The sequence below is a fragment of the Dysgonomonadaceae bacterium zrk40 genome (assembly GCA_016916535.1).
Taxonomy (GTDB): Bacteria; Bacteroidota; Bacteroidia; order Bacteroidales; family Dysgonomonadaceae; genus Proteiniphilum.
The window spans coordinates 2,023,415-2,037,772 of the sequence record CP070276.1; the positions used below are offsets into that span (position 1 = coordinate 2,023,415).

At 47.6% G+C, this 14,358-nt stretch carries 9 protein-coding genes; 1 reads left to right on the forward strand and 8 read right to left on the reverse strand.

Annotated elements, in window-relative coordinates:
- Positions 1-59 precede the first annotated feature (59 nt).
- The 5 genes from JS578_08485 to JS578_08505 form a co-directional block, all read right to left on the reverse strand.
- A complete protein-coding gene (locus JS578_08485) occupies positions 60-641 on the reverse strand; it encodes a TetR/AcrR family transcriptional regulator (GenBank protein QRX62926.1) in 582 nt (193 codons plus the stop codon).
- Positions 642-1,279: 638 nt separating this feature from the next.
- Positions 1,280-2,353, reverse strand: a complete 1,074-nt coding sequence (locus tag JS578_08490; GenBank protein ID QRX62927.1) for a phage integrase SAM-like domain-containing protein — start codon at positions 2,351-2,353, stop codon at positions 1,280-1,282.
- A gap of 777 nt (positions 2,354-3,130) precedes the next feature.
- A complete protein-coding gene (locus JS578_08495; protein QRX62928.1) occupies positions 3,131-4,144 on the reverse strand; it encodes a DUF3137 domain-containing protein in 1,014 nt (337 codons plus the stop codon).
- Positions 4,141-4,719, reverse strand: coding sequence for a LemA family protein (locus JS578_08500; protein QRX62929.1), 579 nt, complete (start codon positions 4,717-4,719; stop codon positions 4,141-4,143). The genes JS578_08495 and JS578_08500 overlap by 4 nt, the downstream gene beginning before the upstream one ends.
- A 30-nt stretch (positions 4,720-4,749) precedes the next feature.
- The gene (locus JS578_08505; protein ID QRX62930.1) at positions 4,750-8,262 is read right to left on the reverse strand and encodes a hypothetical protein; all 3,513 of its coding nucleotides are present in this window, start codon (positions 8,260-8,262) and stop codon (positions 4,750-4,752) included.
- 204 nt (positions 8,263-8,466) lie between these two features.
- Between JS578_08505 and JS578_08510 the strand changes: the two genes are divergently transcribed.
- A complete protein-coding gene (locus JS578_08510) occupies positions 8,467-10,986 on the forward strand; it encodes a glycoside hydrolase family 9 protein (protein ID QRX62931.1) in 2,520 nt (839 codons plus the stop codon).
- Between the two features lie 55 nt (positions 10,987-11,041).
- Here the strand turns inward: JS578_08510 and JS578_08515 are convergent, their stop codons facing one another.
- Genes JS578_08515 through nadE form a run of 3 tightly spaced genes read right to left on the reverse strand, consistent with a single transcriptional unit; the run spans position 11,042 to position 14,357 of the window.
- The gene (locus tag JS578_08515) at positions 11,042-11,818 is read right to left on the reverse strand and encodes a hypothetical protein (GenBank protein ID QRX62932.1); all 777 of its coding nucleotides are present in this window, start codon (positions 11,816-11,818) and stop codon (positions 11,042-11,044) included.
- 14 nt (positions 11,819-11,832) lie between these two features.
- A complete protein-coding gene (locus JS578_08520) occupies positions 11,833-13,347 on the reverse strand; it encodes an AMP-binding protein (protein ID QRX62933.1) in 1,515 nt (504 codons plus the stop codon).
- 23 nt (positions 13,348-13,370) lie between these two features.
- Positions 13,371-14,357, reverse strand: coding sequence for an NAD(+) synthase (gene nadE, locus JS578_08525; GenBank protein QRX62934.1), 987 nt, complete (start codon positions 14,355-14,357; stop codon positions 13,371-13,373).
- Position 14,358 lies beyond the last annotated feature (1 nt).

A 14,358-nucleotide genomic window follows, 5' to 3' on the forward strand; every position in this document is an offset into this window, starting at 1 on the left:
TTTTAATTTATTATTATTTACACTAGTATCGTTTTATAGTCAGTTTTGATTAAAAAAAATCAGGTGGCTAAACCTTTATTCAATATGTTTATTAATCCATCAAAGTAAGGTGAATATTTCTCGTACTTATTTTGTAGAAAGAATGGTATTTCAAGACCTTTCAGAACCATTAAAAACATATCCAGCAAAACGTCAATATCTGTAACTAAAGTAAACTCGCCTGTATTAACACCTTGAAGAATGATTTTCTTCAGGTTTTCTTTTTCCCAGGTATCTAAATCAGCTCTCAGGTCGTCTATAAAGTGGAAATGTTCAAAAAAATCGGCTCTTAGCGTTTCATGGTAACTTGCTGCTGAATTAAGGATTTCCATTCTTTTGACAAGATAGCTATGCAACTTTTGAGAAGCATCCAAATCAGAATTGTTAGCAATAACTCCCAACTGGCTTTTAAGGTTAGTAATTTCCTTTAAGATTACTTCTCTGAATAAATCCTCTTTACTCGCAAAATGGTAGTATAACGAGCCTTTTGCTTTACGTGCATTTTTTGCTATTTCGTCCATAGAGGTTTTGTGAAACCCGAACCGGCTAAACAGTTGGTTTGCAACTCTCAATATTGAATCTTTAGTAGTATCTATGCTCATATTCTATTTGTACTAAAATTGTTTTATGGTACAAAAATAGAAATATTTTATCAATCCAAAAAATTTATTCAATCTTTTTTAACATAACATAACGAATGTATTGTCGTAGCAGTTGTGTGGTTGGGATATTGCAGCTCTTTTTCAAGCCTTTGGGCAGAGCGTAGTCTCGTGTGGGCTTGGAAATGTGCTGCAATGTGGGTTGGGGTTTCCTTTTTTTGCGGGGGAAGAAAAAAACAAAATAAATTTCCATCAAATTTGCACTATCCTGTCAAAAAGCTAAATCCTTTCTTATTTTAATTTTGTCAATATCGTATCTGTCTGGTCGTCTGTTTTTACACTTGTTGCCAACGTTTGTGTATACGCCATACTATTGCGCATATATTTCATATATGCTTCCTGTTTGTTATTATAATATGCATATTATAAGCACTCTATAAAAATTGTATGTTTTTAATGCAATTACGTATACAGTCTTTTTATTTGGCAGTTATTAAGGTTAGTACAACTCGGAAACATATGTTTCTCATCAGTACCAGGGTTATAGATGCAAAACTACCAATTATTTAGATAAACAACGAAAAATATCGATAAATTCTTTCTAATGGTAAAAATACTAAGCCCTAAGTATATGCTATATGCTAGATTACCCTTCCTGAATTAATCACCGCATACCTCTTCTCCGGATTCAGTAGCTTCAAATTGATCTCCAGCCTCTTTTTTGCCGTCAGGTTTACATACCCGGCCGTGACATCTTTCTTCGTACTGTGGCCGACCATTTTCCTTACTATAATCGGATTGACAAACATCTCACTCACGAGATGGGAAATGTAGCTGTTTCGGGTGTAGGAAGTTGAAATATTGGGATCCAGCTCAAGCGCTGTCGCGATCTGTTTCAAGGACGAGTTGATCGGATCCAGGGCAAAATTGATTTGACGTTTGATGTTTCTTTCATTCTGTATGGTTGGTTCAATGCCGTTCAGAAAAGGAAATATATACCCGTCCTGTTCTTTGTTCCCCTGCCGGTTGATGATCTCAACCATCGGCGGAAGCATCGGAGCATAGATGAAGGTCGGTTTCTCCCCTTTTCGCAATGTTTTCTTTCTTTGGAATACAATCTCTCCGGATGGTGCATCGATGTTTTCATAGCGCAATCGGCAGAGATCTCCAAAGTTCAAGCCATTGCAGTAGAACATGAACGCGAAGATGTCTTTTGCTAGCAACAGCTGCGGATGATCGGTCTCAAAGTCCTCAATTCTCCAGATATCCTCAATCGACAGTGCTATCTCTCTTCTGCCTCCTTCTGGGATGATGTACTTGCCCCTTTTCGTTCCAAATGGATAATGCTTCTCGCTGATATATGCTGTCTCCCCCTCTTTGTTGTTGATCAATGCCCTGATGGTCCTCATGTACAGCCCTATGGTCGAGTCGGTGATCTCTGTTTCTCTCCAGAACGTCTCACATTCGTTGAAGAAGCTGGGTGTCAATTCCTCGAATTGGATGTTGATCTGTATGTCAAGCTTGTTTTTTCCTTTCGATTTGTACTTGTTTTTCGTGCATAGTTGAATGAATTCTTCTTTTTCCTTTCTGTTCCGGAGGGTCTGGTAATATTTGAATCTTTTCAACGCATTCAGCGTTGTCCGATAGATGGAAGCATTCCCTATGCTGTACTCCATCTCCAGCGATTCAATCTTTTTCTCAAAAGCTTCATTCACACTTATAGTAGTATGATTCTTCAAAAGTGCATCCAAAGCTTCAAAGGAGAAATCGTTTGTTTCAATCAGTTTTTCAATGTAATTTGTCAATGTAAGATTCAAAAACCGATGAAGAGTCTGTTTAATTATTTTATGTTTTCTCAAATCTCTGTTTACAAATTCATCCCATTCAATGTCAGTAAACTCAAATCCTGAGAAATAGTGTTTTAACTTCCTGTTAAATGTTATTCGCCAGAATACTGGAGCTTTTTCTTCTGTATTTTCGCGGTATTTTCTCGTCAAGATTACAGAAACATTCCTGTTTTTGTACTTGAAGTTTTGATCACTCCTTTTTATATTACTCATACCTAACATAAAACTGTAGATTAAATCATTCTATTTGGGTAAACAATGGGTAAACAAATGTAGATAAATATCCCAAAATATGAGCAAATAACGATAAAATTTAACACTGTTAAACTTGTAAATAACAGATAATCAATATAAATATAAATATTGGGAAATAACGGAAGATATAGAAAAAAGCTTCCCAAGCTGAGGGTCGCGAGTTCGAATCTCGTTTGCCGCTCCCTCAACATCAAGCACTTATCGGTTAATACCGGTAGGTGCTTCTTTCTTTGGTGCCTTTCGCGTCACATCGGCTGGACATGGGCGCCTGCCTCTCCATAAAAATTTGGAGGGGCTTTGGAGGGGCTTTGGAGGGGCATGGGAGGGGCATGGGAGAGGCATAAGCCCTGTACCTGCGAATGAATCTTTGTCTTGACTTGAAACAGGTTCTCACTGTTTACTCCAGATGCGGGTGTTGAGGTTCAGTTCTGTCACGATGGCAATGGCCATCTCCAGGTCAAGGAAATACTCTGTTGTCTTATCTTCTGAGAGTATCGACGAGTAATAACGGGGTTCAAAGAGTGGTTTCCGGTAGGGAATGGCGATATAGAGGGAAGATTTCACAAAGGAGACCTGCATCTTCTTTCCTGTGCGTTGTTTAAAATCGAGGAGGCGCCTCATCAGACTGGCAGAAAGGATGTAGCGGGCCTCCACCTGATCTATGCCATACACCACGAACTCCTTTTCAAATTCAGGATCCTCAAGGCGGATCAGTTCACCGAAGCGGTTTTTTGAACTGTGAAATAGTTTTCCTGCCCGTCCGAACAGTTTCTCAGCCCTATCGGGTAAAACATAATATTCCCCTTTGAAATGCTTGTTGAAATCGGCTTTGAAAAACAACCCACCGAAGAGTGGGATCCATCTCTCCGATTTGCCATCTTCGTCGTCACTCACTACCGTTTTGTATTGGGCATGTATCTCGGAAAAAGCGATTTCTGTCTTATCAATTTTGCCACTCACGCAGTCGTCTCCGCTGTAGCGGTCGGGTTTCGGATAGAACAATCCGGAAGCGATGAACTCTCGCTGGGGGACATGGTTCTCGGCTTCGTAGAGCAGACTCTCGTCAATGAACTGTACAATTGAGCTGATGATGTCGTTCTTGTAGCGGCTGACAAATTTCTTTCTGTTTGCATGAATAAGGCCAAAGTAATAGAAGAGAGAGAGAATGACAACAATTACTGTTAGAATGATTGGTACGTTGGCCTTGCTTTCGGTGAACCAGACACCGTAAATCATCCTGTTCACAACAAACCCAATCACGAAGAGAAGAGCAAGGATAAGGATGTATAGAAGGGTGATACGGATGTTTTTGGCGCGTGTCTGGCGTCGGAACTTATTCAGATCCAATAGTGACGGCTGAAGCGTTGTCCTGTAAAATGATCTGAATTCGTTTTCGGTTTTCATCGACGTGAGTTAAACAGAGAATTGACATCGATGTTGTTTCTTTCAGTATCGGGTGTTTCCAGATATGGCTTGGGGCTGACCCCCCGGATGGAGGCAATCAAACTCGACGGGAACAACTGAACGCCGTTGTTGAATGCGAGTACTGAAGCGTTGTATGCCCGTCTGGCAGCTGAGATCTGTTCTTCCACCTCGTTGAGTGATGCCTGCAACTGTAGGATGTTCGTGTTCGATTTCAGGTCCGGATAGTTCTCCATCGCCACGTTCACAGAACGCATGGCACGGTTCATCCTGTTGTTGATCTCGATCACCTCATCACTGCTCAAGCCGGATTTCATGGCCTCGCTCCGCAGTGCGGTGATCTCGGTAAGAACGCTTTTCTCGTGTCCCATATATTGTTGCACCGCAGCAACCAGGTTTGGAATCAGGTCGAATCGTTTTTTGAGGTAGGCATCGAGGCTTGCGAATGCATTATCGGCCTGATTACGCCGGAAAGTAAGTCTGTTGGAGAGGATGACATACAGGAGCAGCAGGAAAACAAGAGGTGCTGCAATGAGAATGATGGTGAATGTTTCCATGATCGTAATAGTTGTAATTGAAAATGTTTATCACATCTTAAGCTGTGTCGCTTGGTTGAAACCGAACCGGTTTATCAGGTCGTTCACCACCTGAATCGCATCCCTGCCCCCTGTAGCGTGTGATATCTCACGGTTCAGCCGGATGATCTCACTGGGATCGTTTGTCTGTGTGCCAATATTTTTCAATTTCGCACCAAGTTCTTTCCAGTAATTGATGTCGGCTTCTGTCTGCAGGTATTCACTGCTACCCGGTTTTGCTTTTGCCAGATCCTGTTCCAGTTTCTTCATCAGCATGTTGTCGATCTCCTTGCTCGCCTCCCTGCATTTGGCCTGCATCTTGGAGGTGTTGCTCAGCATCGGATTCTTTTCGATGGAGTTCACTTTCACATCCAGCACCTTTCCGATGCTGGCCACATCCTTGGGGGCCAGTTGCGAGAAATCCACATCTTCGTTTAACAGTTCGGGCGTGGAAAACGCTTCGGCATGCATCGATGTGGTGAGGTTCATCTCCGATTGTTTGGCGCTGATGTGAAACATCTCGAAGTAGTCCTGATTCATGGCTTGTTGTGCATCCTGCATGAACTCCCTGGCGTCAACCCTTTTCCCGTTTTTGATGAAAAAGGAGGGCTCACTTCCAGTGGTGGCTGAGACAGGTGCCAGGTCCAGGTCCATGCTCGAAGTGCCGCCGCTGGAGGCATTCCTGAACTGCCTGAACCGGATATCAGACATATCGTAGCCTTTGCTCCTCAACGACTCCGCCATCTTCGGTATCATTTCATTGTAATTTTCCTGCACACTCCGGTCGAAACTGATCCTCAGTTTTCGATCCGCCTTGTACTTGAAAAACCACTTGGCGTGATAGTCGGCATTCATAGAGGCAGCCAGTTGGTTCAACTCATTTTTAACTGACCCAATTTGGGTTGCGTTTGCCACTTCGTCCATTTGCAGGATAATCAGTTCATCATTTAATCGGTTGAACGATTTCACGGCATCCTCCGCTTCCAGCTTGCTGCGTGTGGTTCGTATCTGGTCAGTTAATTCCCGGGACCGTTGTGCAGGGGTTTTCACCAGGGGCCTGAAGAGGCGGCTTTCATTGCCGAAGAGAGCAGTAGCCCCTTTCGATACTACAGAGACACCCACTTCAAACACTTTCCCGACAATATATTCGGTCCCGGCGTTTTTTGCACCCACCCAGATCTGAGAGGAGGTGGTGGCACCCTTCTTTTGTCCTGCCTCGTAATAACCATTCACAAATGCGGCCACACCACCGGTTACGGGCGACCATGCACCGGCAGCCTGTATGACACCTTCTTTGGGCCCTCCCCCAAGATAGCCCGTTACACCACCGTAGACGGCGCCCAATGCTTTTGTGCCATAAATGGTTGCCGCAGCTTCGGCACCATAAGCACCTGCCAGGGCACTCGATCCCAACCCGACGCTAATGGCACCGGCTGCAACAATCGTTGACTGTGCCCAAAACTCGTTCTCTTCCGAGTTGACGATGGCCTCCGTCGCTACCGCATGATCATACTCCCCGTAACCCTGCAACTGCTTGTTCAAAGCCAACGCCAGTGAACGTGCCTTCTCCACGTCACCCGATACCAATGCATCCCCGTCGATCACACTTTCTGCCAGCTTGCGGGCGGTCTCGCGCTGGTCCCAGGGGAGGCGCTTGATTTGATGGTCAACGATGTATGCCGCTCTCCGTGTGGCATCACGACGGGCTGCATCAATGTGCATGTCATGAATCATCTTGTTCCGCGCATAGTCAGCGAACATGGTGCGCGTTTGAACCAGTTCACCCGTCTGAAGGGTAGCCACAGCATCTTCTTCACTCTGCATGGTGGACTGCAGTCCCATGATCCGCATATCGATATCGGCCATCTCTTTCCTCAGGCTTGTGGCTTCCTGTGTGTTTCTTGCCTGCGAAAGCCTTTCGGAGGCACGTTGCTTGTATTCCCGTTCGCGCTCTATCTGCTCACGGATGGAGTTGATGATTTCCCTGCGGGATGCGATGGACTCCTCCCTCGACTGCTTCTCTAGAGCCAGTGAGTCCTCCATTCTTTTGTTTCGTGTAGAGCGTTCTTCGGCTTCTTTTGCCAGTTGGTTGTTCTTCTCCTCCTCACGGCGTTCCTTTCTCGATTTCTTTTTGGCTGCCATGTCGGCCATGATGTTCGCTCTCAGGGCTTCTTCAAAATCAACGATGGCATCGTTGGGTATCACGCCGTTTTCTGCGAAGGCATATTGGCTCCAGCGATTTTCTGCCGTCCATTCAATGGCCGTTTTAAAGAAGAAACCACTCCGCATGATGCGTGTTCCATAGTTGTTGCATGCAGCTCGGTAGGCTTCCTTGTTGGCCACCAGACCGGGGTTCTCAAGGTCGGACTCGGTCACCGCCGAATATTCGCGCAACCGGAAATAGTCGAAAGTGAGCTTTGAAATCAGCATCACCGTTACTTTTGGAAAATAGGAGACGAAGGTCCCGTCGGAGGTGATGTCGGGCATTTGGTCATTGTTTGACGGCAGATCCAGCTGTTCCACCTTGACACTCGACAGACAAGCTTCGTCTGTCTCCATCTCCTCATCACTGCAGGGGTCCGATTCGACAAGCTGAATGGCATAGTAGGTATCTTTCCCGTTAACTTTTGTCTTGAACAGATACCGGATCAAGGTTTCTTTCAACTCATCCAGCCCAGCTGCCTGATAGGGACTTTCGCGGGTTCCTATCCAGCTTTCCCCTAAGTCGATTTCCTCTTCTTCCTGTTGAAACACTCGCCTGTAACGGTTGTAAGCCTCACATTTGGCATCGTTGGGGTTGGGAGGATTGCCCAGCTGCTGGATGCGATCAGCCAGTACCTGCATTGCTGCATTGAGCGACTCCATACCCGTGGTGTGTAATTTCGCCTCGAAGAGCGCTGCATGAAAAGCCTCCTGGTCGTCCCAATCCACAGCCGTGGCGGCATCCAGCATAACCATCTGGACCGCTGCGAAGGTACGCAGGTAAGATTCACGTGCTGCCAGAAACTGGCTGATCAGGGGATTCAACCGATTCAGGTAGTCGATGATCTCCTGTGTAGGATAATTGAACAGTGGCGCCCATGTTTGCTCAAACTGCCGTCCTTCCTCTTCCGGCATCGGGCCGTATATCAGTCGCATACCCTCAAAAGCAACCGTTACGGCAGCTTTGTAGTCGAACGCAGACAAGTGGGTGATGGAGGACAACGGCTCAGGAATTATCGGTTCAACATCACCCAACGGCTTGATTACATCAAGGCCCGTTTCCTCCCAGGGCATCCCGCTGGTGACCAGGTTGGCTGGAGCACAGGGATTGGCAGCGGTAAATGTTACTTTGGGGATATCCTTCAGGTCATGCAAGGGAGGAGTCTTGACTGTCTCTTTTTTCCCTTTCTTCTTCTCTTTTTTTTGCAAACTGGTGTTGGGATGAACCTCCATGTTCCTGTGCTCATTCAGACCTGCAAGCATCTCAGCAGGAAGGCTTCCTATTGCAATACTGATGAGGATAAAAAGGATTGTCTTTTTCATAGTATGAATCGTTGGTGTTTTACCATATCACATTACAACAACAGACAAATGTATTCACAAATATTATTAATTTTTTACTGAAACATAAAAATAAATTCACAAAACATAAATTTTTTTTTACGCGCATATAAATATATCTTTGTCACCGGGTCTGATGACTCATCCATGAGATCTTACGTACCAATACAACACAAGGGATAGACCATGAACAAAACAATTTTTTTCTTTCTGACAGGAATTTGCAGCCTGATGATCTTCCCCTCGCTGAGAGCGCAGGAGTTTCAATTAGGGAAATCCGGATATTTCCAAAACAAAGGGGTCGAGGTGATGGCTTACGACGATATCTACCCCGAGGGACACCAGGGTGGGGTGTCGCTCATCATGCATGGCAACCGGGTGGCTACCAACGGTGACATCCGCCTGGAGCCGACGCCGGGGCAATGGCAGCCCGTTCCCAAACAAAACAGACGGGATGCTGATATCGATGCCAACAGCATCACAGCCCATCTCACCTTTCCCGATTCTGCCCGTCATATGACAGGCTTCAATCCGATGATATATCCCGATTTCATGTTCCACTACAAGGTGAGCGTACGGGGTGACGGAGCAGCAGTAGTGGTCACCGTAGACCTGGACCGGCCTGTTCCCGAGAAGTTCCTCGGCAAGGTGGGGTTCAACCTGGAGCTCTTTCCCGGCACGCTCTTCGGGAAGCCATGGATCATGGACGGGCAGAGCGGCTTCTTCCCCCAGCAGCCCAACGGTCCCACGCTGCAGGAACCATCAAACCATCCCCATCAGGGCGATTACAACCCCGGCGGAAAAGCTTCGGTGGCGCAGCTGAGCGGTACAGGCTACAGTCCCATCATCGCCGATGATATTGTCTCGGAGCCCTATGCCGTGGGAAAGCGATTCACGGTGCGCCCCGATGATCCCTACAACCGATTCACCATCGAGTCGAAGGGCACAAACCTGAAACTGTACGATGGTCGTATGAACCACAACAACGGCTGGTTCGTGCTCCGAAGTGAGGTCCCTGCCAGAAAGACCGATGGTGCCATTGAGTGGGTGATCACACCCAATGTGGTGGAGGAGTGGCTCTACCGACCGGTGATACAGACCTCGCAGGTGGGGTACCACCCCGCTCAGCCCAAGGTTGCAGTGATTGAGCTGGACAACAGGGAAACGAAGCGCCTCCAGGCGGTGCTCTATCGGATCACGGAAGAGGGCAGGCAGGAGGTCGCGGCTGCACCTGCCTCAGAGTGGGGCAAATTTTTGCGATACAACTACCTCAAGTTCGATTTCTCGGAAGTGAAAGAGGAGGGCCTTTATCAGGTGGGTTACGGAGATTCACGTTCTTCGGTGTTCCGCATAGCGGGTGATGTTTACGATCGAGGCGTCTGGCAGCCGGTGCTGGAGTATTTCCTGCCTGTGCAGATGTGCCACCTGCGGGTGAATGAGAAATATCGTGTGTGGCATGATTTCTGTCACATGGATGACGCCCGTATGGCTCCCGTCGACTTCAACCACATCGACGGCTATGTGCAGGGTCCCTCTACCCTTACGAAGTTCAACCCTGGTGATCAGGTGGCGGGATTGAATGTCGGTGGCTGGCACGACGCGGGGGACTTCGACCTGCGCGTGGAGTCGCAGGCGGGTGAGACCTATATCCTGGCATTGGCCTATGAAGCATTCGGCAAGCAGTATGATGCCACCGCCATTGACCAGAGCTCACGAGTGGTTGAGATCCATCAGCCGGATGGAAAACCTGACATGCTGCAGCAGATTGAGCATGGTGCGTTGAGTGTGGTGGGCGGATACCGCGCCCTGGGCCGATTGTATCGCGGCATCATCTGCAATGACCTCCGACAATATGTCATGCTGGGTGATGCGGGTGCGATGACCGACAACAACCCCGGGAACGGAGACGATCGTTGGGTCTTCACAGAGGAGAACCCCACCCGTGAGTTGACCACTGCCGCTCAGCTGGCCGCCACCTCACGTGTGTTGAAAGGTTTTAACGATACGCTGAGTGTCCAGGCTCTGGAGGTTGCCCGCGAACTGTTCGACAGGACGCCTGTGGCAGCACCATCGAAAGCATCGAAACTGCACGCCGCAACGGAACTCTACCTGACCACCGATGAAGAGCAATACAGGAACGTTCTTTTGCAGGAGCGTGAATTTATAGCGGATAACATTGAACGTGTGGGCTGGTTCGTGGGTCGTGCCGAGCAGAAGATGAACGATGCCCGGTTCTCCAAAGCGGTCCGAGATGCCCTGCTGGGCTTTCGCGATCAGCTGGAGGAACAGGGCGCAGAAACACCTTACGGCGTTCCTTATCGGCCCAATATCTGGGGTGCCGGCTGGGATATACAGCGTTTTGGTTACAACCACTACTTCCTTCACACCGCCTATCCCGACATCTTCGGTCCGGAGTTCATCTACAACGCCCTTAACTTCATTCTGGGATGTCACCCCGGTTCCAACACTGCGTCGTTTGCCTCAGGAGTGGGTGCCCGGTCGGCCACGGTGGGGTATGGGTTGAATCGAGCGGACTGGTCCTATATCCCCGGGGGAGTGGTTTCCGGTACGGCGCTAATCCGTCCCGACTTTCCCGAACTGCTGGAGTTCCCCTTCCTGTGGCAGCAGGTGGAATATGTGATGGGCGGAGGCTCCTCCCACTACATGTTCCTGGTGCTGGCAGCACAGCAACTATTGTCTGAATAACATTACTGAAGAGCTGTCGCTGAGTAGAGACAGCGCAGGGAATCTGTACTCCAATTCAGAGTGCATAGATTTTCCCCTCTTCGGTTTTTGTCCAGGTATCAAATCCCATTTCACTCCATGGCAGGTTTATGTCAAAATTATAGGGCCAGGGGTAATGCGGCCTTTTCTCTTCCTTCGACCAGAGGTGGGTCACTTTCCCTATGCGTATCGCAGGATTCCCTGCATGGAACTCAAAATCGGGCACATTTTTGTTGATAAGCGACTTGGCCCCGATCAGACAATGCTTCCCAATGGTCAATCCGGGTAAGATGATTGAGCCTGCAGCTATTTGTGAAAAATGACCCACGGTTGTGCCCATCAGATGATTGGAAGGGGGCAGGGGGTCATTGGTGAAAACGACGATGGGGTAGATGAAGACGAAGCTTCCGAAGAGGCACTTGCTTGCAATCTGCACGTGACTGTTCAAACGACAATAGTCCCCAAATGTCACATCACCCTGCACATCACTGAAGGTCCCCACCGAGCAGTGTTTCCCGAAAACCGATTTCTCTCTGATGGAAACCATGTTGCCGGTGGTGAAGTACTCCCCAAAGAGGCTCCCCGAATAGATATCTGAACCGCTTCTGATAAGCGAATAGGGGCCAATCTCTGTTCTGGGATTCACGTAGCTCTCATTTTTGTAGAAATGGACATTCGGCTCACCAATGATACAGTTATCCCCGATGATGGCATGATCCATGATCTCAACATGATCATGAATAATGGTGTTTCTCCCTATCTGCACATGGTTTCCAATGATTGCAGATTTGCTGATAGCAATGTTCCTGTTCATACGCACATCGTTTTTTAAGGTCTTTGATCCCTTGTGATGGGGTGTGATGCATCATGCATCACCTTTTTACCGATGGCATTGAGATCAAACAACAAAGAAAATTCAATTATTTTCGGCATCTTATTGCAGGCAAGTTTTTGTTTGCAGCATCTCTTTATTTTATCCCTCAGGTCATCCCGATCACAACCTTCATTAACAACTACCAATGCTCTGATAGCCTCACCCAGCAACTCATCCTCAACAGCTGTCACCGTACAGTCCACCACTTCAGGGATTGATACGATCACCTCCTCAATCTCTTTGGGACTGATGCGATGCCCCCCGATTTTCAAAATCCCTTTCTTACGGGCAGTCAGAAAGAGAAACCCATCCTTGTCGAAATAACCCAGGTCACCGGTGTAGAGCCAGCCATCTATCAATGTTTCGCTCGTGCCGGCCGGATCGTTATAATACCTGCTCATGATGTTCTTCCCTTTTGCAATAATTTCACCTGCTTCCCCTGCTTTCGTGGGTTGGCCATGATGATCCACGATATCCAGTGTAACGCCGGGGATGGGAATACCGACAGAGCCCATTTTCTGTTTCAGCGATGCGGAAGGCAGGTAGGTCAGCCGTGCCGTTGCTTCGGTTTGTCCGTACATCACAAAAAAATCGATGTCAGGAAAAGCAGAGACAAATTCCTCGATGAATGCTTCATGCAGTTTGCCTCCTGCCTGGGTGACATAGCGCAAATGGGTGAATCGTGTGGTTTTGAAGGTGAGTGATTTCCGCAGCAACATCTGAAAATGACTTGGAACGCCTGCAAAACCGCTTAATTCATATTTTACCAAATTGTCGATTACGCTTCCCAGCAAAACAAAATTGTTGTTCAGCAGGATGGATGCTCCCACTTTGAGGTGGGTATGCAGCACCGACAATCCATAACAGTAGTAGAGAGGCAGCACCAGCAGGATGGAATCGCCTGAGTTGAGCTTTAAATAGGATAGGATCGACTCCGTGTTGGCCCGGAGGTTCAGGTGGGTCAGCATCACCCCTTTGGGCAGTCCTGTGGATCCTGAGGTAAAGAGAATCTCGGCCAGTCTGCTTTCATCAAAAGCACTTATCTCCGAAAGGTCTCTTTTACTGTTTGCGTTGCTCCCATCCACTGATCGCAGGATCTCTTCCAGACGCGACTCGTTGCATGTCTCACCCCTGAGAGAGAGTCTTTTCAATGACTTGTCAGACACGAATGACCAATTACAACCTGTTGCATCTGCGATGTAATCCAGGTTCTCCTGTTCTACGGAAGGGTTGAGTGGCACACACACATTACCCGACTTGATGATTGCCAGATAACAGGTGATGAAAAAGCGAGAGTTCTGACTGATCAGCAGAATTTTGTGCTCTGTGCCCAATCTTCCTGAAAGGTAGTTTGCGAGAGTCAGTGACCGTTCATAGAGATCTTTGAAAGAGAGCTCTTCACCTTCATTCATGATGAATTTTTTATCCATCTCCTTGCTCTCGCTGAACAGATAGTCGAACAGATTCATGGCAATAACATTATCGGATGGGTTCAAAAGTAAAGTGGTCCCGATCGTAAATATGCAGTTGTCTTTCTTTTTCTTTTCAGGCTTGCAATGATATTGCCGGTCTCCTCCTCAGTTTTACCGACCGATGCAGCAATTTCCTGCACACTGTAATTGTTCTCCACCCCGTAAGTGATCAGATCCACCATGCTGTACGGCATCTGGAAGAAGAACTCTTCCTGTGTTTGTTCCGCGCTATAGGTATCGGTTGTGGGTATCCTGTCAATGATTTCCCCTGGAACACCCAGGTGCTTGGCCAGTTGATAGACCTGTGTTTTGTAGAGATGGGCTAACGGCATCACATCTGCTCCGCCATCTCCATGTTTAACAAAGAAACCCTGCTCCACCTCTTGCTTGTTGGGGGTATCTATCACCGCATAGTAAAGAGTTTCGGCATAATAATAGAGCATTGACATCCTTGTACGTTGCTTGAAATTAGAGGATGCCACAATTTGCAGGTAGTCTTTCCTGGAAAGCACTTTCCTTTTCTCTTCACCGTTGGGACTCACAACCGTCACGGAAAAGAGAGGGGGGATGTTCCTCTCCGCCGATTGGTTGATGACGATTTTGGACTTGTCAGTGAGGGGGTTGAACTCCGGAATAGCTTTTTTTATTGCCTGGTTGCGGCGTTCATAGCATCCGAAGCCCCTGAGGGCATCGGTAATGTGCTCCACAACAGCCTCTATCCCGAACCGAGCGGCCAGTCGCCTGGCCATCAATTCGCTGTCAGAACTTGATTCTGTTTCCGGCAATATTACTCCCAGCACATTTTCAGCACCAAATGCCTTCACTGACAAGGCCAGTGTTGTCGATGAATCGATGCCTCCGCTAATGCCCACGACCGCTCCCTTGCGGTTCAACTGATGCACCACGGTGTCATGCAGTTTCAATGCCATCTCGTTGCATACACGTTCGATATCTTCTATGTAAAGAAGATCAGGTGTCAATTCCTTTTTCGCATTCTCCACATTCATA

What these genes read in the sequence shown, in the direction of transcription:
- JS578_08510 (QRX62931.1), top strand. Translation starts at nt 8,467, where the DNA reads ATGAACAAAACAATTTTTTTCTTTCTGACAGGAATTTGCAGCCTGATG.
- JS578_08515 (QRX62932.1), bottom strand. Translation starts at nt 11,818, where the DNA reads ATGAACAGGAACATTGCTATCAGCAAATCTGCAATCATTGGAAACCAT.
- JS578_08485 (QRX62926.1), bottom strand. Translation starts at nt 641, where the DNA reads ATGAGCATAGATACTACTAAAGATTCAATATTGAGAGTTGCAAACCAA.
- JS578_08505 (QRX62930.1), bottom strand. Translation starts at nt 8,262, where the DNA reads ATGAAAAAGACAATCCTTTTTATCCTCATCAGTATTGCAATAGGAAGC.
- JS578_08520 (QRX62933.1), bottom strand. Translation starts at nt 13,347, where the DNA reads ATGAATCTGTTCGACTATCTGTTCAGCGAGAGCAAGGAGATGGATAAA.
- JS578_08500 (QRX62929.1), bottom strand. Translation starts at nt 4,719, where the DNA reads ATGGAAACATTCACCATCATTCTCATTGCAGCACCTCTTGTTTTCCTG.
- JS578_08495 (QRX62928.1), bottom strand. Translation starts at nt 4,144, where the DNA reads ATGAAAACCGAAAACGAATTCAGATCATTTTACAGGACAACGCTTCAG.
- nadE (QRX62934.1), bottom strand. Translation starts at nt 14,357, where the DNA reads ATGAATGTGGAGAATGCGAAAAAGGAATTGACACCTGATCTTCTTTAC.